This is a genomic window from Leucobacter musarum subsp. musarum, assembly GCF_001273845.1.
Taxonomy (GTDB): Bacteria; Actinomycetota; Actinomycetes; order Actinomycetales; family Microbacteriaceae; genus Leucobacter; species Leucobacter musarum.
This window is the reverse complement of record NZ_JHBW01000089.1, coordinates 104,638-123,861: the sequence shown is the minus strand read 5'-3', so window position 1 is coordinate 123,861 and position 19,224 is coordinate 104,638. Positions and strand designations below refer to the sequence as shown.

At 62.0% G+C, this 19,224-nt stretch carries 29 protein-coding genes and 1 tRNA gene; 11 read left to right on the top strand and 19 right to left on the bottom strand.

Going from position 1 to position 19,224, the window contains the following annotated elements:
* Positions 1-406: DUF7882 family protein (locus CH42_RS14265; protein WP_306455211.1), on the top strand; the 406-nt coding region annotated here is incomplete at its 5' end.
* 192 nt (positions 407-598) lie between these two features.
* A complete protein-coding gene (locus tag CH42_RS14260) occupies positions 599-1,450 on the top strand; it encodes a hypothetical protein (RefSeq protein WP_053353869.1) in 852 nt (283 codons plus the stop codon).
* Positions 1,451-1,455: 5 nt separating this feature from the next.
* Here CH42_RS14260 and CH42_RS17255 read toward each other — a convergent pair whose 3' ends face one another.
* From CH42_RS17255 to CH42_RS14200, 11 genes are all read right to left on the bottom strand, one after another.
* On the bottom strand, positions 1,456-4,080 hold the full coding sequence (locus tag CH42_RS17255) for a Y-family DNA polymerase (RefSeq protein ID WP_204374554.1): 2,625 nt from the start codon (positions 4,078-4,080) through the stop codon (positions 1,456-1,458).
* Positions 4,077-4,541: a hypothetical protein gene (locus CH42_RS14245; protein ID WP_053353868.1), complete on the bottom strand. Its 465-nt coding sequence runs from the start codon at positions 4,539-4,541 to the stop codon at positions 4,077-4,079. The genes CH42_RS17255 and CH42_RS14245 overlap by 4 nt, the downstream gene beginning before the upstream one ends.
* Positions 4,538-4,936, bottom strand: a complete 399-nt coding sequence (locus tag CH42_RS14240; protein WP_053353867.1) for a hypothetical protein — start codon at positions 4,934-4,936, stop codon at positions 4,538-4,540. The genes CH42_RS14245 and CH42_RS14240 overlap by 4 nt, the downstream gene beginning before the upstream one ends.
* A gap of 92 nt (positions 4,937-5,028) precedes the next feature.
* Positions 5,029-5,469, bottom strand: a complete 441-nt coding sequence (locus CH42_RS14235; protein ID WP_053353866.1) for a pyrophosphohydrolase domain-containing protein — start codon at positions 5,467-5,469, stop codon at positions 5,029-5,031.
* Positions 5,453-5,680 (bottom strand): DUF3039 domain-containing protein, encoded by a 228-nt coding sequence (locus CH42_RS14230; protein WP_053353865.1) that lies wholly within the window; start codon positions 5,678-5,680, stop codon positions 5,453-5,455. The genes CH42_RS14235 and CH42_RS14230 overlap by 17 nt, the downstream gene beginning before the upstream one ends.
* Positions 5,680-6,183, bottom strand: coding sequence for a single-stranded DNA-binding protein (ssb, locus tag CH42_RS14225; protein ID WP_053353864.1), 504 nt, complete (start codon positions 6,181-6,183; stop codon positions 5,680-5,682). Before ssb ends, CH42_RS14230 begins: the two co-directional genes overlap by 1 nt.
* Entirely contained in the window at positions 6,183-6,386 is a 204-nt protein-coding gene (locus CH42_RS14220; protein ID WP_156322583.1) for a hypothetical protein, read from the bottom strand. The genes ssb and CH42_RS14220 overlap by 1 nt, the downstream gene beginning before the upstream one ends.
* Entirely contained in the window at positions 6,376-6,642 is a 267-nt protein-coding gene (locus tag CH42_RS14215) for a hypothetical protein (protein WP_053353862.1), read from the bottom strand. Before CH42_RS14215 ends, CH42_RS14220 begins: the two co-directional genes overlap by 11 nt.
* A gap of 65 nt (positions 6,643-6,707) precedes the next feature.
* Positions 6,708-7,247, bottom strand: coding sequence for a hypothetical protein (locus CH42_RS14210; protein ID WP_053353861.1), 540 nt, complete (start codon positions 7,245-7,247; stop codon positions 6,708-6,710).
* Complete coding sequence (locus CH42_RS14205) at positions 7,244-7,744, bottom strand: hypothetical protein (protein ID WP_053353860.1); 501 nt, start codon at positions 7,742-7,744, stop codon at positions 7,244-7,246. The genes CH42_RS14210 and CH42_RS14205 overlap by 4 nt, the downstream gene beginning before the upstream one ends.
* Positions 7,741-8,103: a hypothetical protein gene (locus CH42_RS14200; RefSeq protein ID WP_156322582.1), complete on the bottom strand. Its 363-nt coding sequence runs from the start codon at positions 8,101-8,103 to the stop codon at positions 7,741-7,743. The genes CH42_RS14205 and CH42_RS14200 overlap by 4 nt, the downstream gene beginning before the upstream one ends.
* A 302-nt stretch (positions 8,104-8,405) precedes the next feature.
* On the opposite strand from CH42_RS14200, the gene CH42_RS16420 reads away from it, so the two are divergent.
* Positions 8,406-8,789, top strand: a complete 384-nt coding sequence (locus tag CH42_RS16420) for a hypothetical protein (RefSeq protein WP_156322581.1) — start codon at positions 8,406-8,408, stop codon at positions 8,787-8,789.
* Positions 8,790-9,351: 562 nt separating this feature from the next.
* Here CH42_RS16420 and CH42_RS14190 read toward each other — a convergent pair.
* The 6 genes from CH42_RS14190 to CH42_RS14170 all read right to left on the bottom strand — a co-directional run bounded on the left by CH42_RS14190 (position 9,352) and on the right by CH42_RS14170 (position 13,348).
* A complete protein-coding gene (locus CH42_RS14190; RefSeq protein WP_162231095.1) occupies positions 9,352-10,122 on the bottom strand; it encodes an AAA family ATPase in 771 nt (256 codons plus the stop codon).
* A 62-nt stretch (positions 10,123-10,184) separates the two neighbouring features.
* Positions 10,185-11,084: a PD-(D/E)XK nuclease-like domain-containing protein gene (locus CH42_RS14185; RefSeq protein ID WP_156322580.1), complete on the bottom strand. Its 900-nt coding sequence runs from the start codon at positions 11,082-11,084 to the stop codon at positions 10,185-10,187.
* 96 nt (positions 11,085-11,180) lie between these two features.
* Entirely contained in the window at positions 11,181-11,321 is a 141-nt protein-coding gene (locus tag CH42_RS16415; protein WP_156322579.1) for a hypothetical protein, read from the bottom strand.
* Entirely contained in the window at positions 11,311-11,571 is a 261-nt protein-coding gene (locus CH42_RS14180; RefSeq protein ID WP_053353855.1) for a hypothetical protein, read from the bottom strand. The genes CH42_RS16415 and CH42_RS14180 overlap by 11 nt, the downstream gene beginning before the upstream one ends.
* Complete coding sequence (locus tag CH42_RS14175) at positions 11,564-12,061, bottom strand: hypothetical protein (protein WP_156322578.1); 498 nt, start codon at positions 12,059-12,061, stop codon at positions 11,564-11,566. The genes CH42_RS14180 and CH42_RS14175 overlap by 8 nt, the downstream gene beginning before the upstream one ends.
* Before the next feature lie 78 nt (positions 12,062-12,139).
* Positions 12,140-13,348, bottom strand: a complete 1,209-nt coding sequence (locus CH42_RS14170; RefSeq protein WP_053353853.1) for an AAA family ATPase — start codon at positions 13,346-13,348, stop codon at positions 12,140-12,142.
* A 175-nt stretch (positions 13,349-13,523) separates the two neighbouring features.
* Here CH42_RS14170 and CH42_RS16410 point away from each other — a divergent pair, with 175 nt between their 5' ends.
* Positions 13,524-14,105, top strand: a complete 582-nt coding sequence (locus tag CH42_RS16410) for a hypothetical protein (protein WP_156322577.1) — start codon at positions 13,524-13,526, stop codon at positions 14,103-14,105.
* Positions 14,106-14,618: 513 nt separating this feature from the next.
* Here CH42_RS16410 and CH42_RS16620 read toward each other — a convergent pair.
* Both CH42_RS16620 and CH42_RS14160 read right to left on the bottom strand, forming a co-directional pair.
* Positions 14,619-15,386, bottom strand: a complete 768-nt coding sequence (locus CH42_RS16620) for a phage regulatory protein/antirepressor Ant (RefSeq protein WP_053353852.1) — start codon at positions 15,384-15,386, stop codon at positions 14,619-14,621.
* Between the two features lie 226 nt (positions 15,387-15,612).
* Complete coding sequence (locus CH42_RS14160) at positions 15,613-15,885, bottom strand: hypothetical protein (RefSeq protein ID WP_053353851.1); 273 nt, start codon at positions 15,883-15,885, stop codon at positions 15,613-15,615.
* Positions 15,886-15,961: 76 nt separating this feature from the next.
* Between CH42_RS14160 and CH42_RS14155 the strand changes: the two genes are divergently transcribed.
* From CH42_RS14155 to CH42_RS14125, 7 genes are all read left to right on the top strand, one after another.
* The gene (locus CH42_RS14155) at positions 15,962-16,324 is read left to right on the top strand and encodes a helix-turn-helix domain-containing protein (protein WP_156322576.1); all 363 of its coding nucleotides are present in this window, start codon (positions 15,962-15,964) and stop codon (positions 16,322-16,324) included.
* A complete protein-coding gene (locus CH42_RS14150; protein WP_053353849.1) occupies positions 16,321-16,779 on the top strand; it encodes an ImmA/IrrE family metallo-endopeptidase in 459 nt (152 codons plus the stop codon). The genes CH42_RS14155 and CH42_RS14150 overlap by 4 nt, the downstream gene beginning before the upstream one ends.
* A complete protein-coding gene (locus CH42_RS14145) occupies positions 16,779-17,990 on the top strand; it encodes a tyrosine-type recombinase/integrase (protein ID WP_053353848.1) in 1,212 nt (403 codons plus the stop codon). Before CH42_RS14150 ends, CH42_RS14145 begins: the two co-directional genes overlap by 1 nt.
* A 9-nt stretch (positions 17,991-17,999) precedes the next feature.
* Positions 18,000-18,070 (top strand) — tRNA-Gly (locus CH42_RS14140).
* Between the two features lie 90 nt (positions 18,071-18,160).
* Complete coding sequence (locus CH42_RS14135) at positions 18,161-18,457, top strand: hypothetical protein (protein WP_053353847.1); 297 nt, start codon at positions 18,161-18,163, stop codon at positions 18,455-18,457.
* A 4-nt stretch (positions 18,458-18,461) separates the two neighbouring features.
* Positions 18,462-18,884 (top strand): protease inhibitor I42 family protein, encoded by a 423-nt coding sequence (locus CH42_RS14130; protein WP_053353846.1) that lies wholly within the window; start codon positions 18,462-18,464, stop codon positions 18,882-18,884.
* Positions 18,885-19,000: 116 nt separating this feature from the next.
* On the top strand, positions 19,001-19,201 hold the full coding sequence (locus tag CH42_RS14125; RefSeq protein WP_053353845.1) for a hypothetical protein: 201 nt from the start codon (positions 19,001-19,003) through the stop codon (positions 19,199-19,201).
* Positions 19,202-19,224 lie beyond the last annotated feature (23 nt).

Here is a 19,224-nt window from a genome sequence, read left to right as displayed (position 1 = left end):
TAAACGTGCATCAGACCCTTTCTGTGCGGATGCGGCGGCATTAGCTTTCCCATGGGATTGCTGCGAGACTCCGTGGATGGGGAAACTAGTTCACGGCAATCACGAGTACGACTTTGAAGACCGCTTACTCGCACACCTCCAGTTCGTCATCGGACAGAAACTTCGCAAGCAAGAGGGCTTCTTTCTGAGTTGGCAGAAGGGCCACAGCGAGGGCGACGGTCGCACTTCCGTGTGGCTCTCGCCTCACGTCACGATCGCGTTCCACTACTCAGGCGGCAAAGAGCCGGAGATGAGCAAGGCTTGGGTACGAGTACTGAGCGCTCTAGCTCACACGCCGCGCGGCCTTGTCGCGATCAGCGAGCAAGATGCCGAGAAGTACGTGAAGAAAAATCCCGACCTGATCTGAAAGCGACGCCCCCTCTCCTGAGCCTTACGGCCCGGGCGAGGGGGCGATTTTTACGTCTACTGCTGATGGAGTGATCCAGTACGGTTTGGAGGGCTCGACGTCCAATGAGGCTTCCGACTCCTGTGCAGCCACTCGCCACAGATTGAGAACTTCTTATTGATATGAAAACCCTTAACTCGGTAACTTCAATTCATGGCAAACGCGAATTTTCAATTCTTCAACGTTGGACGGGGCTACGTTGATCACTGGGTCCACGAAACGACCCATTGGCGGCTTGAGCAGAAACACACCCACGCGATTCGAGAGCTACAGGAGTCGCTATACAGGTTGATAGCGAAGCGTGACAAGATCCATGAGGCGCGTCGCAAGTTCATTCCAGTTAGCAGCATCGCTTCATTCAACGAACCTTCGAACGAAACGCAGCAGGAGCTTTACAGCGCCGTACAGGACTTCTTTCTGCAGTATTACTCGACGCTCTCCGCTTTCGCCAGCATGCTCTCTCGCTTCAGGAATGTTCTTGGTGACGTCCCGCACTCAACAAACACAAAGTTCCTAAAGTGGCTTGCTCCACGTGCTCTTCACGCGGAAGCAACAATGGATCTTCTTACCGAGGCTCGCCAGTATCGAAATCTTCTTGACCATCAGGGTCGCCACCAGCCATTTGATTGGGCCACACTTCGATTCGGCGAAGGGCCGACCCAGGTGGGAATCCATGGCCCCGTGGGGGAAAGTGGCCACATTCCGGATGGGGCCCAACGTATCGATTCAATCGAAATACTTTCCGGTTTCACCCCGGAGTCGTCGGACTGGATATTTATCGCGCCCGATGAAGACAAAGTACTGACATCGCTCGCTGTCCAGATGAATGCCATCTTCCCATTCATTAGCGGGAAAATCATGGACCCCGAATCTACAAAGAACTGTCAGTGGAAACTGATTCTCCAGGCAGATGACCCCCAGCAGGGTTACCCGATTTTCGCTGCCGCAGATGGCATCGTGCAAGGCCCGAAGAAGACCCATCCGGGAGCGAGTTTTGGACTATAGAACGACTAAGCGCTCGCTTCGCACAGCTCTTCCCAGTGGGTAGTGGCGCGTCGGGAGAGCATTTCGCGTTTCATGGTCCAGACCGGAGCGCCGTGGAGACCACCGAGTCCGACACCGATCGCGCGGGAGCCGAGTTTCGCGGTTATCTCGTCGAGCGTCTCACCGATCCGGCGACCCTCATATTCAGGCTCGAAGAGGGCGATAGGCGCGACGTCGAGCTTCTTTCGGAGGCCTGTGAGCACGATGCCGGCGCGAACGTAGTCTGACCCTGGGCGGATCTTCGGGAGTACTGCGAAGCTGGCTTTGGCGATGCCGATGGGGTCGTCGGTTTCTGTCGGCATCCCGACCGCGGAGTGCGCGGTGTGGAATTCGCCTCCACGGAATCTGCTGGTCGACGCCCATGCCGATACGACGCCGGCGACGAGGCCGTGTTCGCGGAGTCGTGAGCTCGCGCGCTGCGCGTAGATGGACAGTACTTGTTGCATGCCCTCACATGTGGTGACTGGTTGTGAGAACGAGCGGGAGAAGATCAGCTGGTCTTTGTGCGGGGGTGCTTCTTCGAGTGGGATGCAGGGTATGCCGCGGAGTTCGAAGAGTGTGCGCTCCATGACGACGGAGAACTTCTTGCGGATCCATTTCGGTTCAGCGTCGCGGAGGTCTTTCGCGGTGAAGATGCTCATGCCGGCGAGACGCTTTCCAGTTCGGCGGGCGATGCCCCATAGGTCGGTAGTGGCGGTGCCGGCGAGGATTCGCTCGAGGTGTGCGGATGAATATGCGCCGAGGTGGCAGACGCCGCCGAGTGAGGGGTCGGCTTTGGCGCCGCGTGAGGCGAGCTTCGCCTGGGTCTTTGAGCGGGCGATGCCGACGCGGACGGGGATGCCGGTGCAGCGCAGTACTTCGGCGCGGATCTGGTGCCCGATCGCGGTGAGTTCGTCGACGGTGCCGTGCAGGCCGATGAATGACTCGTCGATCGAGTAGACCTCTTGCCAGGCGGAGTAGCGGCCGATGATCTCCATGACTCGCGCCGACATCGACCCATAGAGCTCGTAGTTGCTTGAGCATGCGACGACGCCGGCGGTTGCTGCCCACTCCTTGATCTTGAACCAGGGAGCACCCATCTCGACCTGGAGCGCTTTCGCTTCGCGGGACATCGCCACGACGCAGCCGTCGTTGTTGGAGAGCACGACGACGGGCCGACCGTACAAGGCCGGGTTGAACACGCGCTCGCAGCTCGCGTAGAACGACTCGCAGTCGACGAGCGCGATCATGCGTTCAGGAGCGGAGGACACGGTGCAGGCTCCTCGTGACGACGCCCCATACGTGGAGTTCGGAGAGCTCCTCGACGACGATGTCGGGGTGGTTCCGGTTCTCAGCGGAGAGCACGACGCCGGCGGCGCGAGCAACGCACCGAGGATCGCAGCCGCCATGAGCGGCGGCACCGCGTTCCCAATCGCGAGATGCCGTTCCGACTGAGTGCCAAGAAGCACAAGATCGGGTGGAAACGACTGCAGCGCCGCAGCTTCCTCGACGGTGACGCGGACGCCTGCCAGCTGGCCTTCCTTGATCCCAACTGCGCCGGAGTGCCCGCCGACATCTTGCCGGGAGCCGTCCGCAAGCTGTCGACCGATGAGCATTCCTCCCGCACTGCGCCGGGTAGCGACTACGGTTGGCGCGGGCCGTTCCGTGGTCCACTGCTCGAAGTGCTCTCGTACGTCAGCCGACTTCACCGCACGGCCTTGCTCTCCGTGGTTGTGATGCCCTCGGCTCGTGAGCCGCGGATCAGCAGCTACGGTCGTTGCAGGGACGCGAGGGTCAACGCCTCCCGGACCCTGCCACTTGCCAAGCTCCTGGGCTGTTCGCAGCGTCTTGCGCGCTCCTGAACCACCATCGAGCGGATCAGGGCCACCTTGCCGGCCACTGCCACCAGTGACAGTGGCGGACGGACGTTCAGTCATGCCCCACCCGAGCGCCTCGGCCATACTCACCCACTTCTCGACGCCCGGATCGAGTCGGCCCGGATCGGTCGAGTAGTAGCGGGAGTGCGTCGGCGCGGGCGGCTGCACCTTGCCGTCTAGGCGAGCCATGAGGATCGCGCGTTTCCGGGTCTGGGGTACGCCGTACTGCTCGGCCCGCATGACGTCTGTCCACACCGAGTAGCCGTACCCGCGCAGCACGGTCGCGTAGGCGTGCCAGACCGGGAGCACCTCGGGTACCTGCTCGAGCGCGATCAGGCGCGGCCGGTGCCGGTAGATGTGCGCGAGCGGGGTGAGCACGAGTGCGGTGCGCGGGTCGAGGGACTCGGTCAGCTCGTGCAGGCGGGCCGGGTTCTCGTGGCGGTGTTCGTCGATCGCGCGCAGCACGTCCTCGAGAGCTTTCCGCCCCTCGCCCTTCCCGGCCATGCTGAACGTCTGGCACGGCGGCGATGCGATGTAGAGATCGTGCTCGGGCACCAGGTGCTCGTGGAAGAGGCCGGACCACACGTCACGGTAGATCGTGCGCATGCGGTTCGCGGTGCGCAGCCGGATCGCGGAGGGTGCAATCTCGACACCGTGCTCGCGAATGCCGAGCCACTGGCAGGCGACGCCCCATCCGACGCCGGCGAAGACGTCGAGCGCCGTCGCGGCGCTCATCGAGGCCCGCTTTCGAGCATCAAGCGTCCGGGCATGCCGGTCTCGATCATCGTCGCGACCTGCTCGCCGGTCTCCTCGAACACTGTGCGGCCAGACGGGAGCACGGTGTGCGCGTAGAACTCCTGCTCGAACGTCGCGATGCCGGACTCGATGGCCTCGAGCTTCGCCTTCACGACGAGCGCGAGCGCGCGCCACTTCTGCCGCGTCGCCTGCTCGTAGGCAGCATCCCTCGCCGACGCCGTGCGTTCTCCGCGGGCGTGGTGCGTGAACTCGCGCGCGGCGGGGTCCGGGAGCGGGATCGTGAACCGCACCTGGCGACCATTCGCCTGAAACGCGATCCGCGCGGCGCCGGGCTCCGTCATGTACGCGAAGTGAGTCGCCCCGTAGCGGGCGAGCGTCTTCTCGATCTCACCGCGCGAGCGATCGCTGGTGACATCGGTCTTCGATGCGTAGGTGCTCATCGTGAGCCCTCCTTGATTCCTATTGCGAGACGCTGATCAGCGCGGCGGAGATCCCGTGCTGCTTTCGCCCGCACCTTCTTGAGTGCGACCCAGCGCTTCCGGTCGCGCTTTCGACGAGGTTTGCGACCAAAGATCACCGAGAGAAGCAATGCGTCGAACTTCAGACCGGAGAGCGTGATCGAGAATGTCTTCATCGCTTCGCCCGCCTTGATCGCCGCATCACCGAATGAGGTGAACGCCTCGTGGGCCTCATCGATCCACGTAACCTCGGACCGGAAGCCGAGCGGCGTGAACCCGGCGGCCTCGAGGTTGCCGACTGGCGGCAGTTCGGTACCCGGAGGGGCAAAGTAGATGCTTACGGTGGGGATGTTTTGCGATTCGTTCTCTGGGCCCACGTCGGGCACCTCCTTGCGACACGTCGAGGGGGCCCGACTCCTGCCAGACCCCCTCGAATGCGAAAGCCCCGCTTGCGGCGGGGCTTGATTGGTTACTTCTCGGTGACGAGATCCGTCAGGTCCGGTGGCGTCCAGCCATCGGGTTTGAGGATCTTGCCGTCCTCGCGGCGCCGGACCTTGCCATCGGCGCCGACCTTCGCCATGTTCGCGGCGTGGATGCGGTCGAAGGCTTCGTCGACGTCGTATCCGGCGGCCGCGGCGAGGCCGTAGGTCAGGTAGAGGATGTCGCCGAGCGCGTCGAGCACTTCGTGTGCGTCGGCATCGATGACAGCGTCGATGAGCTCCTGCACTTCCTCCTTGACCAGCTTGTGACCGAGACGGAGGGTCGCCTGGTTCGGGAGCTTCGGCACGTCGGAGACGGTGTCGCCGCATGCGATGCGGAACTCGCGCACCTGGTCCTGATGGTGTCGGCGGATCGTCTTCAGCGCCGCGTTGGCTTCGGCGGTGGTGACGTAGTCACTTTGGGATGGCATTCATGACCTCCTGGCATGTTTTGCAGATCGGATACTTGGTGAAATCGCGCGTCGGCACGTCCTTCTTGCCGCACAGTGCGGTGACCTCGGCGCCATCGAAGTACGCGGCCTCGATGTCGGATTTGCGGAAATAGTGCGCGAAGCGGTCATGGTCGCCGGCGTCGGTCGGAGCGACCGTTGTGTCTGGCTTCTCGAGAGTGTCGGTCGCCATCAGAACGGACTCTCGTCGTCAAATCCTCCGAAGCTGCTCGGCGGCGGATCCTGCACCGCCGCGGCGCCCCAGCGTTCCTGAGCGGCGGGCTGCTGGAACCCGCCCTGCTGCTGCCCGAAGCCGCCGACCTGTCCGCGATCGCCGGCACGCGTCACCTGTGCAGTAGCGAAGCGGAGCGACGGTCCGACCTCTTCGACTTCGAGGTCGAGCGAGGTGCGCTGCTGCCCTTGGTTGTCTGTGTACGACCGCTGAGTGAGGCGTCCTTGAACGATGACGCGCATGCCCTTCGTGAGAGATGCGGCGATATTGTCCGCGTAGTCGCCATAGGCCCGGCATCCAAGCCACAGCGGTTCACCGTCAGACCAGTCACCCGACTGACGATCACGGACGCGCGGGGTCGAGGCGATGCGGAACGTCACCCACGCCTTTCCTGCCTGGCTGACGCGAGGTTCCGGGTCGGCAACGAGGTTCCCGACAACTGTGATGAGCGGTTCTCCGGCCACTACTGGACCTCCTCAAATGTCACATGAGCTCGATATGTTTTCTTGATCTCGCCGTCGTTGCCGTAGAGCTCAACGGTGAGAGCCCCTGACTCCTCGTCGAACCCGTAACCACACCATCCACCGAGCTCGTTAGCGAAGGTGAGATCCTCTGCGAGCGTCTTCACCGTTGGCTGCGTCGGCTCCTGATCGGTTTCAGCGCTCATCATGCTGTCCCCGTTCTGACCGGATGCGATCGACGACGCGATCGACGCCGGCCTGTTCGGAAGTGCTCAGGATCGTGCTCGACGATCCCCGGGGGCGTTTCCGCCCGCCAGCGATCGCGATGATGAGCACGAGCAGCGGTGTGCCGAGCAGCAGGCCGACGAAGATCGCCGGCGAGAACGTGGCGACCTGGGCGATCTGCAGCGTCAGCAGCACGATCGATGCGACGACGCCGACTGCGATAACGAGTAAGGCCACGATCGCGCGAGCTCTCGTGGCTTTCAGTTCCGCCGGTGACGGGTACGGGGGTGATGGACGGTCTGTCATTTCTTGTCCTTTCCGCCGGCGCGTACGGCGTCGACGATGTCTTGTTGGTACTGGGTGAGGTCTCCGGCGAAGGGTTCGCCGACTGCGGCGGCGCCGATGGCGGCGAGCACGAGGGCGTCGGTCTCGTTGTTGTTGGCCGGTGCAGCGTCGGGGTAGCGTCGGGCGGCTGCGAGAAGAACTTCGTCTTTCGCCGCGTTGCCGCGCCCCGTCGCGAACTTCTTCAGTTGAGACGGCGTCACCCTGAGAGGTGGCTCCCATCCGCGCTGCATGAGGCCGTCGACGAGCATCCACCAGCCTGAGTAGAGCTTGTCGAGCTGCCCTTTCGACCCGAACGACGGCGACTCGATAGTCCACGCCGGGATCCCACCAAGCGGGGTAGCCCATTCGGCGATCTTTCCGGCGATCATGCCGACGCGGTCTGGGTGCATCCACCACTCGGCACCGGGGCCGGATCGGATGGTGATGCACTCTGCTTGGCCGTCGGTGATGGCGCAGACGCCAGTAGCGGTGAGGCTGAAGTCGATTCCCAGGATCATTCGCCACCCCGCAGGAGCTTGAGTTCTGCCTCAAGTTCAACGACGCGAGCTTCGGCACTCTGTCGAAGCTCGTGCGGCGTCATCCCAGATGCTCGCTGCATGGTGAAAACGAACTCGGGTTCGTCGGCACCTGCGGTCGCTAGTTTGGTCTCGACGTAGTTGACGCCGCCGATCGAGTCAAACCACTGCTTAGCAATCTCCGTAATGAAGAGCACAGTGGATTCCGCGTCTTCAACCGTGATCTGCGCCGTACCCTCCTTGAGGCTCACGTATCGCAGTTTGAGTGCGTCATTCGAGGCTGATGGGAGCCTGCCTCGGCCGCGGGCTCGTGGGCCCCACCCGTCCTCCGGGGCGACGATGCGCATACACTCGCCATCCATGCGCAAACGTGTTTCTCCCGAGCCGTAGACACGCTCGACGAACTCCTGGACGGTCGCCATAGCGTCGAGCGGAATCGGAAGCTTCAGGACGAGAACTTCCCCGGTGGTCTGCGTCATGCTGCCGCCATCCCTTTCGTCGGTCGAGCAGCTGCGCGCGCCTCGTTTAGGCTACGCAGCTCCTTGACTTTGTCACCGAGCACGCGTTTCTCTCGGAAGAGCGTGGCGTTGGCGACGTCGAGGGTCTCGTTTTGCCGTTGCAGGATGCCGCGACCGATTTCGAGCTTGTCGATCTCGGCTTCCTTCGACAGCAGGTCGGCGCCGAGCGCGAGCACCATCCAAGCGAGCTCGCTGCGCGAACGCTCGTTCACCCACGCCTGCAGGGCGCTGCGCTGATTCGCTTCGATGAGTTGAAGCAGCTGCGCGGCGTTCTCGCCGGCGGCGATCTCCATCTCGGCGAGGTCTATTTCCCCGGCCATTCGTCACCACACCTTTCGCATGATTCGTGTCTCGGTAGCCCATGAGGGCAGAACTGTTTCTCCCGGCGAGCAAACCGTCGGGCGTCAGCTTCGATCGACTTCTTCTCGGCTTCGTACGCTTCTCGGTCCTGTTTGCAGGCACGACAGTTCTCGTTGTGACCCCAGTGGTCGTGTTTTTGGCAAGTTCGGGTGGTGGGGGGTGGGGGTGGTACCTCCCCTCCCCTCCTTTCCTTTACCTTCCCTTCCCCTCCCCTCCTACGTGGGATCTCGTGTTCGCTCCCACGTGTCTCATCGGAACTCGCGTGAGTTTCATCGAGTTCGACCGAGTCGGGTTGAGCGCACATGAGGCAGCGCGATTTCCAGCGAGTATCGACGCGCTGATGATCCGCGAAGCTCGGGATCTCCAAGTAGTCCTTCCCCGACGCCGTGGCACGGCGGAGACGCCCAGCGTCGACCAGCTGCTGCACGAGGGAATCGCTATCCACCGGGTCAGCCGGCAGGATGCGCAGCTTGAGCCCGAGCGGATCGTCTTCAAGATGCCCGCGATCGCAGGCGAAGTTCCACAGTCCGATGTAGAAGAGCCGCACCTCGATGGGGAGGCGAATCATCGCCCCATCAGTCCAGAACTCTGGCTTGATGGTTCTGATCCTGGCCACATTCCTCCTCCTTCCACCCGGTCATGCTGAGGCGGATGATCTCACCCCAGCTGATCTCTCGCGCTTGGACGCTGAGCGCGTCACTGTAGAGCGCTGCGAGGCTGCGATCCCCGAGCTCCTCGTACTCCGTGGCGAAGTGGCAAAGCTCCTCAGTGCTCATGGCCCGTGCCGCGAGGATCACGTGCTCGTCGTTCAGTCGTCTGGGGGTACGCATGGCTCGTGGCCTCCTTCCTGCGTCAACCGGCACCATCCATGGACGGCGTGCCGGATCGGTACTTCCCACGGCATTCGAATGCCGATTCGTGAGATGGCGAAGCCCTGCGCGAATCCGTCTACCCGGTGCTTCACTTCGACGTCGTGGTGACAGGTTCGGCAAAGGATGATGCCGGCTGACACGTCGCCCGCTGCGGGGTTCTTCCTGGATCCGCCTTGTCCGCGAGCCATCCGATGCTGCATATCCCAGCCGCCGAGAGCTGCTCTGCCGTAATCGCGATCCCACTTGCGCCCGCACTTTGCACAGCGCCCGTTGTCGCGAGCGAAAATGAGATCGACGACAGCCGGCGTGAAGACGGAGAGGTCTTTGCCGGCCACCTCAGACTTCCTCGGAATTGGGCGGCTCGGCGTAGACCGGCTGTGAGGTCGGCGAACTGTCGAGCCCAAGGCGCCGCCAGAGCCCGTCTACGCCCTGCTCCTCGAACCAGTCGATGTCGAGGCGCTCTGGCATCTTGAAGATCACCGAACGTGCGCCGGTGAGTGTGGCTTTCCCGCGCTCGGGCATCTCGACGATGGCGTCGACGTCGTAGGGCAGATCCTTCTGACCCTTGATCTTGTCGGTCTTGTCCTTTGTCGGCTTACCCGCATCGTTCATGACCGTGACCGTGTCGAGTCGCGCGGTGATGATGACGGGGCCATCATGGGTGCGTGCTGCGGCGAGAATCTTCGCCCACTTGCCGGTGGCGACGTTCCAGAGGTCCATGCCGACGATGGGGTTGCCGCCCTTGTCGAACGATTGACGGGCGATCGCGGAATCTGTCGCCTGGTCTCGGAGTTCGTCCCAGATGCGAGTGCCAGAGTCGATCACGAGCAGGTTCTTTCGCCCGTCGTCGATCGGCGCCGCGGCCGCGGCGCGGACCTTCTGGTAGAAGTCCTCGAGAGAGCCGTCGTGAGGAACGATCTCGAACCGAGCGCCGGGAATCGCCCCGTACTCATCAGGGTCTTTCTCACCGAAGCCGATCCAGAACGTCCGGCCGATGAGCTCGGATGCTGAGGCCCGCGCGGCCTGGTACGACTTCCCCGTCTTCTCCCGCCCCGTCAGCAGGAGAACAGGCCAGGACGGCAGCCCCGTCGGCTTGCGGGTCTGCAACGGCTCCACTGGGCGCGGGCCGCGCGGTCGAGCTTGTGCGGGCGGGCGTGGTGTTGGGTTGCTCAAAGCTCCCCCTCCAGTTCTTGTTTCATCTCGTCTTGGAAGCGATTGATCACCCACGGGGGCGGTTGCAGCTCACGAACTCCCGGCACGTAGCAGGGCCACTCCCCCGACTCGAGGGAGCGGAGCAAAATGGTGCGCGCAGCTCGCGCTCGCACGAACGCCATCTCCTGCCAGTCACGATCGAGACTGTGCACCTGCACCCCATAGGGCGGCACTTTCTCAACCGCTACGAAGACCATGTCGGTGATGTGCGAACCCGCGTAGGCGGCACCTTCCATGTAGTGACCCCAAGAAACGTCGTAGTCGAGGTCATCGATCGTTCGCGTGAAGGCCTTGGTGGACGCATCGGTGGTCGATTTGAGATCCAGCGCGACATGGTGCTCAGTGGGCATCCAGTCGAACCGAAGGCGCATCGGCAATCCCGTTTCAGGATCCTGGGAGAACACGGACGCTTCCGGGTGACCAGCTGCTTCAAGCACCGGGCCCACATCAGGGTGGCGCAGCACCGCTTCGGCAGCGAGGTTGATGCTTTGGAGTTCAGAAGCCGTCACCACGACGTAGCCGTCCCTGCGTGCCTCAGACATCCACTTCTGAGCCGCCGCATTGCGCCGGCCTTTCCCATCGGCGTCGAGCAGCTCCTCAGGCACACAGACGGCCTGTTGCCCGGTCCCGAGAACCTTCGTGTGGATCGCGGTTCCCACGTCGAACGTCGCTTTGGGCTTCTCATCCTCGGCATGGTCCATCGCCCACTTGTAGTGAGCAGGAGACTTCAGCAGTTTCTTCGCGCCAGTCGAAGAGAGCTCAGCGGTTCGAAACTCTCTGTACACGCCCTGCCCGTGATACTCGGATTCACTCATCCCGAGCACGAGGCCTTCACGAGCCTTCATTTCTTCAGTCACCGAAGATCTCCCGTTCTTTGTCTAGGTCGCGCCGGTAATCTGCTTCATCCCAGGGGTCAGGCCCCTCCGGATCATCCGGAGTACAGAACCCACACATCAATGCCCTGCCCTGAAGCCGAGCCACTGAAGCAGGGTGCTCAGGTGGCCGAGTTTCCATGCTGCGAAGAAACACACCGCGGCGGTGATGGTGAGGGCGATCGAGGTTGCGACAATCCCGGTGATCTGGTCAGGCGGCATCGTCGGGGCCCTCCTCGAAGCTCTTCGCGGCGTCGGAAAGAAGATCACGCAGTCCCACAAACAGGGGATGAACGTTGCTCTCGATTTCCGCGCTCTGCATGGCAGCTTTCTGCTCGGCTGCCTCTATCGCGTGACGCAGCTTTCGCGACTCTTCGATGGTGAGCGCATCGGCGACGACCACATGCACCGCACCGTTACAGGCGTGAGCATTGGCGACGGTGTGCTCGCGGGTGACGTTCTTCTCAGACATGGTTGGTCTCTTTCTCTTCTCTCGGGTTCTGCGCCCACAGGTCGGGGCGCGTCCACAGGACGGTGATGAGGCGCATGCCGGCGCCGTCACGGGTGGCGATCACGGCGACGCGATCGCGGATGTACGCGCATCGGTGTGACTCCCAATGCACACGGGTCTCGGTGGGCTCGAGCATCGCTGCGCGCACCTCGGCATAGGTAAGTTCGCCGTGCTGGGAAGCCATGAGCATGAATCGGTCGGTGAAGTGCCCGGAGCCAGCGAACTCCAGGCCCATCGGAACCGGCGCGGGCTCAAAGCCATGCAATGGGTCGCGGCGCTCGCGCAGTTCAGCGAGGCGGGCGCGAACCGTTGCCAGGCGGATGCTCGGGAGAGCGACCCATCGCTCTCCCCACGGCATCCGCCAGGTCTGCCCGCCCCTTGGGTGTTCCTCGATGAGGACCGCACCGTATCGGGGGAACTCCTTGCGTGCCAGCTTCAGCGGGTGCTTCACGCGAACGCACCCAAGCTCGAACGGGCCCACCACAGCAGTGCGACGAGCAGTACAGCGACGATGAGCGTCGCAGTGAGGTCACGCCACCGCATCGACCGATTCCCCTGCCAGAGCGCCGTCCTCGATTACGAACGCGGCGCCGTCGTCTCCCACACGCTCAATCCACACCTGGAATCCGTGCTCGCGCGCCGCATCGGTGATGACCTGCATCCCGTCGGCGTCGAGCAGCGAGCCGTCCATGATCCGAATGACGCGGAGCTTCGGGTTCGACGCCATCGCCATCGCCATCGAAACGCGGATCTGTTCTGCCGCCGACGCCTGCGAGAACGGGATGCCGGCGAACGTCACTCCATCCGCATCGAACCCGAGACCCCCGACCGGGAACTCTGCTCGAGCGAGTGCGTCAGCCTTCTGAGCATCGATAGCCTCGATCTCTTCGGAGAGGTGGGCGTACTCGTTCGCGAGAATCGCATGTGCTGAGTTCAGCTCGCGTGCGGCGTTGTTGTCGCGAATCTTTGCGTTGGAATCTTCGAGGGTGCGAAGCTTCGCCCTCAGCTCCGTTTCGTCGATCGTGGGGCGCGCCGCCAGCTTTTCGACATCGCCGAGCTGGTCCTTCGCGGCGTTGAGTTCCTCAGTCAGCTCGCGCACTCGACGTTCGAGCCGAGCCGTGCGCTCGCCGGCGTTTCTGATCTCTTGGTTGTGCTCGATCGCGTTTTCGAGTTCGGACAGAACGTCTCGTGCACTCGTCTCCTCGATGTCCATCGCGATGTCGAATGCCGGGGGTTCCCCGAGAGACTTCTTGCGGCGGCCGACTTCAGTTCGCTCATCGAACTTCGCCACTCGCTCTCTGTCGAGCTCATCGATATCCACGTCCAGGGTGACCTGCTTCAGCAGCATCTCTTTCTGATCGCGCGCACTCAGCCGGGTAAACGCGAGCGGGTCGAACGACATCCGCCCGAACAAGATGTCGAGCAGCGACTGAGGCGACTTGTACTCCGCGCCGTCCGCTGACTGCACCTTCACCGACGTCGTTCCATTTCGCCAAATGCGGGTGACGATCATGTCGCCGAGGTTCAGCGTCACGCGCGCCTGGTCGGCGCCGTCACGGATCGGCTTCACGCTCTTGTTGCCGTCGCGGCCGCCGAGCGCCGCCCAGATGGCATCGAGTACCGAGCTCTTGCCTTGCGCGTTGCGGCCAGAGATGACAACGGCCCCGCTGTCGTCGGGTTCGATACTGACTGCGCGAATACGCTTGAAGTTCTCGACCTGGAGTTGAACGATGTGCACGGTGTTCCCTTCGATGGATGCGAAAAACCCGCCCACATGCGCTGCGGGGCGGGTTTGAGAGGTGTAATTAGGGCAGGAAATTGTGCTGCCCAAGATGGACAGCCCTGCTTGTAACTGACGCAGACAGATTTCATTGCACACGGCTACTTGGGAATGCACCCGATATGCTCTGGCTGTGAATGACGAGAGCAAACCAGTTCTGGTTTTTATCGAGTACGCCAGCGATAACTGGCCTGTACTACTCGTTTCAGTACTGGCGCTGCTGGTATCGACCGCTGCGTTTTACGTTGGTTGGCGAAGTTCAGCACCGAAGCTCATAGTGAGTTTCGATACATCTGAAACCCCCACGGGTGGCAGCTACCCTTTCAAGATCACAAATAATGGCGACCATTGGATATCGAATATCCGGATCAGCTGGGCATTTGACCCAACAGGATTTCATGCCCCTAAAGATGAGTGGTCGAACGAACTGCTTATGCCAGGAGAGAGCTTCAGCGCTAAGTTGCATCATTTCGGAGCCCAGGGGGACCCCGACCCAGATACTTCGTTGGGCAGCGCGCTGAGTTTTTATGAAGAGCATCTTCTTCCAAGCTCCGACACCAAACGTCGCACCGGGCGGGCTTCGTTCCGTCGGCAGGTTCTTCCCTATGTGCGCCTCTCGCAGAGAGTCGCACTCCCGAAAGTCGTCCCTGGCGTTTCTGAAGGGTTTGAAGCGACCATTCGAGGTTCCGATGCGAGTAATAACACGGCCCCCTAGGTAGCGTTGTAGCTGAGACAGATCTTCCCCGTGGTGGCCGCGGTCGCTCAAACTCCGCGGTGGGCCGTCAAGTCCGGCGCTCCACCTCTGTGACCGTGCTTCCTGCCGTGCTCCCCGCCTCTACGGGTTCAGCAACGTGCGTGTAGCGGCTCCACCCAGCGCGAACGCCGATGAGGAAGTGTGCCGCCGTGGCCGGTCGGGATCCTTGGCCGCCTTCCAGCGGTCACCGGGAGCGAAGCGCGCAACTGCTTGCTCGGGCAGGATCCTGATCTAAGTTCTCTGTTCAGCGCTGCAGCCTTTGGGACCGGGAGTCATGCGTGGACCGTCGGTGTCACCCACCTCAGGGGTGGTGTGCCGCCCCACCAATCAGGGGCGTTTCAGCTGCAGCTATGTAGTTGTGAGCCGCCGTGCGGCCGTGGCCCGAAACCGATCTGCGAGCGCATCTCGGGCCGAAATTGGGTATGCAGTAGCCAGGCCAGGGTCGAAACGCTGGCGAGAAACTGCGCCGGTGGCTTAGCCGGCGAGCTCGGGAATGGGTGCGAGCATCCGGATTCGGAGCTGCTCGATGCCCTTCATCGTGATGCGCACCTGTGGGGAATCCAGCACGGTCTCACCTGTCTCCGGGTGACGGTGCGACTGCGGCTTGTGACGCAGCCGGCCAGTGTCGACCGCGGACTGCAGCGCCTGCCATCGGCCCGACTGCCGGAACACCCAACCGATCGACTTCATGAACTCGAACAGACGATCGCGCCCGGTCACGATGCCTGCACGCTGCAGCATCTTCGCCGCATCACCGACCGAGTAGTCACCGTCACCCGACGCGAGGTCATCCCACGCACCAGCACGCGGCTCTAGTTCCGCGACCTTTTGCTCGGCAGCCTCGCGGGCGTCCTCTGCGGCGAGCACCATGAGCGCGAGACCACGACGATCGATTTCGGCCGCCGGCGGTGCCTGGAACGCCTGACGCATCGCATAGAACTGCTTCACGAGCTCGACTTTGAAGTCGATCACAATCGGGCTGTTACGCATGAACGTCATCAGCAGAGTGGACTGTGGCTCGTTCAGCAAAGCGAATTCCTGCATCTGAGGTCCGCCTGCGGTCATAAAGGTCCGCGTTTGAAACGCGACCCCTCCGAATGCCGACAGCTGCGACAGGTTCCTCCGTACAAGCCCGAGCACGTTCTTGTGCTGAACGTCGGTCCGCTCGGCGACGGTAATCGATGAGACCCTGAGTTCGCCTTCGATGTCTTCGACGATGTTGATAGCCTGAACTTCAGACATTGGTTGCCCTCCTAGGCTTTGATGTCGCTGCCCGGTGTTCCAGCACCGGGCTTTTCCGTGTCTGAGAAGAAGTTCTCGACTACGGTGCGCGAGTAACGGATGATCCGGCCGGTCTTCCGGAATGGAAGCCTCTCGGGATCCCGCGACCTCCAGCTCCGAAGCGTGCTCGGCGCGACACTCAAGAACTCAGCCGTTTCTCGCTCTGTCATGAACGGCGATGCCGAGCTCATGATGCGAGCCGCTCTTCCACGGCATACACCTCGGTGAGGGTGTGAGGCGCGACTTTGGCGAGCTTTGCGATGTCGAAAAGTTCTCGAACGGTGAGTGAGCTGACCCCCTTCAAAGTCTTGAGCTTGCGATCGAGAGTGGTGCGAGAGATTCCCGACTTCCTGGAGGCGGAATTGACTGTCTCGCCCGCCCCTTCGAGGGCCTTCAGTGCCTTTGTCGCGACTTCCGCCGCATACTCTGTGCTGTCCATGCGGACCACGTTAATGCCCATTTGGGCAGCATGCAACTCTTGTAGTTCGCCAGTTTCGGCATTGACACTGCCAGATTGGGTACATTACGCTGCCCATATGGACATGAATGAGGCTGTGGCTAAGGCCATCGGCGCGGAACGAAACATCTCGGGCATGACAGTTCGGGCACTTTCCGATGCTGCTGGCATCCCGGAACGATCGCTGATGCGCATCCTCCAGTCGGAGCGAGAGATCAAGGTGAATCAGGTTGCCCAGATCGCGGAGGCGCTTCGCCTCTATCCCCACGAGATCATCGAGCACGCTGAGACGATCCTCGAGCGCGCCGAGCGAGACGCGCCGACTCTCGCGAATGTCACACCCCTACGGCAGACTGAGCACCCCGTCGAAGAAGAGCGGGCAGCTGCGAAAGATAGCAAGACGGTCAAGCGCCGTCGAGACGACTCGGAGTTCTTTGAATGATTGACCGCATGTTTTTCGACATGCTCGACGACCTAGGGGTGCGCGTCGAGTACGCAGACCTCAGCGGGCGCGCGCGCCTCGGCGAATACATCCATCGTCGAAAGCTCGTCCGGCTTCATCACGACCTGGGCCCCCGCGAACACCCATTCGTTCTAGGCCACGAGACTTGGCACGCCATCAATGGCGATGAACCCTCGATGTTCCCGCAGTTCGACGAAAAGATGGAGCGTCGTGCGGATGAGTGGGCGGCGATGCAGCTTATCGATCCGATGAGGTATTCAGAGGTCGAGCGTGAGTGCATCGGCCACATACCGACTATGGCCTTTCAGCTTGGCGTCGTCGACGAAGCCCTGGAGGTCTACATCAGCATGCTTAGCCGCATCGGGGATACCGTCTACGTGCAGCCCCGGATGGGTGCAGGCATCTGGACGGAGCGGATCGAGGTGGTCGCATAATGGCCAGGCAAAATCTGCCGATCGGCACCTACGGCGCCATTCGCATCTCGAAGAACTCTGCCGGCACGACGATCGCCATCACCCGCTTTCGAGGCAACGATGGCATCGTACGCAAGGCTTCCCGCACTGGGCGCACAAAGAACGCGGCGACTCTGAACCTGAAGGCCTATCTCGCTGAGGTATTGCGTTCGGAGGACACTGGGCTTGCTGATCAGAAGCTTCCGGCGATGGTTGAGGAGTGGTGGACGGAGTACGTCGAAACTGGCAAGCCATCCACAGGCACGAAGCGACGTTACCGCGGCGTCATCGACAATCACATCTTGAAGAAGCTCGGCGGTTTTACCGTCCGCGAAGCCAAGACTCCACGAGTGAATGCTTTTCTGAGATCGCTGGTGAAAGAGACCTCCGCTGCTACAGGAAGCATCGCGAAGGCCATACTTCAGAACGTCTTCAACTACGCGATCCGAATGGGCGCCATCTCAGTGAACCCCGTTGATGGCTGCGCACCGATCAAATCTGAGGTCGCGCAGCCGCGCGCGTGGACGATCGAAGAGATTTCTGACATGCGCACGAAGCTTCGCCAGTGGGATGCCGGTGTCGATCGACGCGGAATGGCCCGAGTGTCGGACCTCGCCGAGCCATCCGACTTCATGCTTGGAACGGGCTGCCGGCCAGGCGAAACTTTCGCAGTGAGATGGGATGACATCAACTTCGAAACATCGCCCGCGACGGTTCGCATCCACGCCACCGTCGTGAAGGATGAGCTGTTCAAAACGGTCATCCAGGAGCACACGAAGACAAACCGCGTTCGTATCCTGGCGCTGCCGCCCTTCGTCGTCGCGATGTTGTTGAATCGACGCATGGAGTCGACCACAGAGGTGGTGTTTCCGTCTTCAACGGAGACGGTACGCAACCCCGACAACTTCCGCCTTCAGTGGAAAGAGGCCCTGGGCGAAGGGCTCGAAACGTTCAACGAGCTTCCGAAGATGTTCCGATCATCAGTGGGTTCGTTCATCGCGCTCGAACATGGCGCCGATGCCGCCCGCGGCCAACTCGGGCACTCGACCGTGACGACCACGGAGAATCACTACATCGCGAAGGTCGACACCGCGAAGGACCTAACGGCAACATTCGAACGGGTGATCCAAAGTGGAGTCAAAATGGATTCACGGGCCACATCTGCTACGGTAGATGGGTCGGGATCCCAGTGATTCCAACATGGGGATGTAGTTCAATGGCAGAACTTCAGCTTCCCAAGCTGATAGCGCGGGTTCGATTCCCGTCATCCCCTCTGAACGGGCCTTTTCCTCCACGATTAGGCCCGTTCTCCTGTTTCCGGGCGCCAGGCGTCGCCCGCCGCTACGCCAGATACAGTGGCCGGATGGATACGTACGTACCGGTCAGCACGTTCTGGTTCTCACTCGCCCTGGTCAACGCGGGCCTCGCCGAGCAGAAGAACCGAAGTCGGTGGAATTGGTTTCTGCTGAGCCTCATTCTTGGCCCGATTGCAACGGCGCTCATCGTCGTCTGGGAGCGCCCCGAAACTCGATCGGAGAGCTTCATCGATGCGTTCGCTCGGTACCGAGCTGCAAAACGAGCCGAGCGAGCGTCGCGCCAGAGTCAGAGCCAGGCGACGTCAACCAGCGCCCCAACTGAAACCGCACCACCGCTATCGTGAGCACATGACGATCCGAACGGTGAGCGCGCTGGCGACAGCTGCTGCCGCACTCCTCTGCCTCTCGCTCACCTCGTGCGCGGCCGCACCAACAACGGTGACGGTCGACTACACCGATCACGCCGCGCAGCTCGCAGAGGGCGATGAGCTCGTCGTCGACTTCGGAGAGGTGAACGCCTCAGTGGGGTCGGCGTGGGTCGTGATTGCCGATCCCGATCCGTCGGTGCTGACGGTGCCCGAGCAGCACACCGAGTATCTCGGCGAAAACGGCAGCGTCGGTGCACCAAATCACCTGACGTATTCGCTGACTGCGGTCGGATCAGGCACCACTCGCGTGCAGTTCGAGTATCAGTTCCGAGGCGCCGTGCCCGAGGATCCGCAGGAGCAGCGCACGGCCGTGATCGATGTCACGGTCACTCCGAGTCCATGAGCCGCCCACAGGCGAATCACATAAACTCAGCAGATTCACCGACTTTTTGCAGAACACGCATCGCAGTTCGTGCCAGGATGTGACGGATACACGTCTCACCTTGTACCTTGAAAGGTATGGATACGACAAGCTTTCAGCGCCTGCCGCAGAGCATTCAGCAGATTGTGCTCGATGGTTTGGACACCGAGGTGCAGGCCGGCCTCGAGCGACTCGACAATGCAAAGAAGGATGGAACGCTCGCGCCCGAGCAGACCGCCGCGCTCGAGGGTGACATTCGTCGCGCAGCTGAACTGCGCAACCGCTTCTCTCCGGCCTAAGTCACAGCCCGGCCACCGGGCCG

What these genes read in the sequence shown, in the direction of transcription:
- CH42_RS14260 (WP_053353869.1), top strand. Translation starts at nt 599, where the DNA reads ATGGCAAACGCGAATTTTCAATTCTTCAACGTTGGACGGGGCTACGTT.
- CH42_RS17255 (WP_204374554.1), bottom strand. Translation starts at nt 4,080, where the DNA reads ATGAGCGCCGCGACGGCGCTCGACGTCTTCGCCGGCGTCGGATGGGGC.
- CH42_RS14245 (WP_053353868.1), bottom strand. Translation starts at nt 4,541, where the DNA reads ATGAGCACCTACGCATCGAAGACCGATGTCACCAGCGATCGCTCGCGC.
- CH42_RS14235 (WP_053353866.1), bottom strand. Translation starts at nt 5,469, where the DNA reads ATGCCATCCCAAAGTGACTACGTCACCACCGCCGAAGCCAACGCGGCG.
- CH42_RS14230 (WP_053353865.1), bottom strand. Translation starts at nt 5,680, where the DNA reads ATGGCGACCGACACTCTCGAGAAGCCAGACACAACGGTCGCTCCGACC.
- CH42_RS14220 (WP_156322583.1), bottom strand. Translation starts at nt 6,386, where the DNA reads ATGAGCGCTGAAACCGATCAGGAGCCGACGCAGCCAACGGTGAAGACG.
- CH42_RS14210 (WP_053353861.1), bottom strand. Translation starts at nt 7,247, where the DNA reads ATGATCCTGGGAATCGACTTCAGCCTCACCGCTACTGGCGTCTGCGCC.
- CH42_RS14205 (WP_053353860.1), bottom strand. Translation starts at nt 7,744, where the DNA reads ATGACGCAGACCACCGGGGAAGTTCTCGTCCTGAAGCTTCCGATTCCG.
- CH42_RS14200 (WP_156322582.1), bottom strand. Translation starts at nt 8,103, where the DNA reads ATGGCCGGGGAAATAGACCTCGCCGAGATGGAGATCGCCGCCGGCGAG.
- CH42_RS16415 (WP_156322579.1), bottom strand. Translation starts at nt 11,321, where the DNA reads ATGCCGCCTGACCAGATCACCGGGATTGTCGCAACCTCGATCGCCCTC.
- CH42_RS14180 (WP_053353855.1), bottom strand. Translation starts at nt 11,571, where the DNA reads ATGTCTGAGAAGAACGTCACCCGCGAGCACACCGTCGCCAATGCTCAC.
- CH42_RS16620 (WP_053353852.1), bottom strand. Translation starts at nt 15,386, where the DNA reads ATGTCTGAAGTTCAGGCTATCAACATCGTCGAAGACATCGAAGGCGAA.
- CH42_RS14160 (WP_053353851.1), bottom strand. Translation starts at nt 15,885, where the DNA reads ATGGGCATTAACGTGGTCCGCATGGACAGCACAGAGTATGCGGCGGAA.
- CH42_RS14155 (WP_156322576.1), top strand. Translation starts at nt 15,962, where the DNA reads ATGGACATGAATGAGGCTGTGGCTAAGGCCATCGGCGCGGAACGAAAC.
- CH42_RS14150 (WP_053353849.1), top strand. Translation starts at nt 16,321, where the DNA reads ATGATTGACCGCATGTTTTTCGACATGCTCGACGACCTAGGGGTGCGC.
- CH42_RS14145 (WP_053353848.1), top strand. Translation starts at nt 16,779, where the DNA reads ATGGCCAGGCAAAATCTGCCGATCGGCACCTACGGCGCCATTCGCATC.
- CH42_RS14135 (WP_053353847.1), top strand. Translation starts at nt 18,161, where the DNA reads ATGGATACGTACGTACCGGTCAGCACGTTCTGGTTCTCACTCGCCCTG.
- CH42_RS14130 (WP_053353846.1), top strand. Translation starts at nt 18,462, where the DNA reads ATGACGATCCGAACGGTGAGCGCGCTGGCGACAGCTGCTGCCGCACTC.
- CH42_RS14125 (WP_053353845.1), top strand. Translation starts at nt 19,001, where the DNA reads ATGGATACGACAAGCTTTCAGCGCCTGCCGCAGAGCATTCAGCAGATT.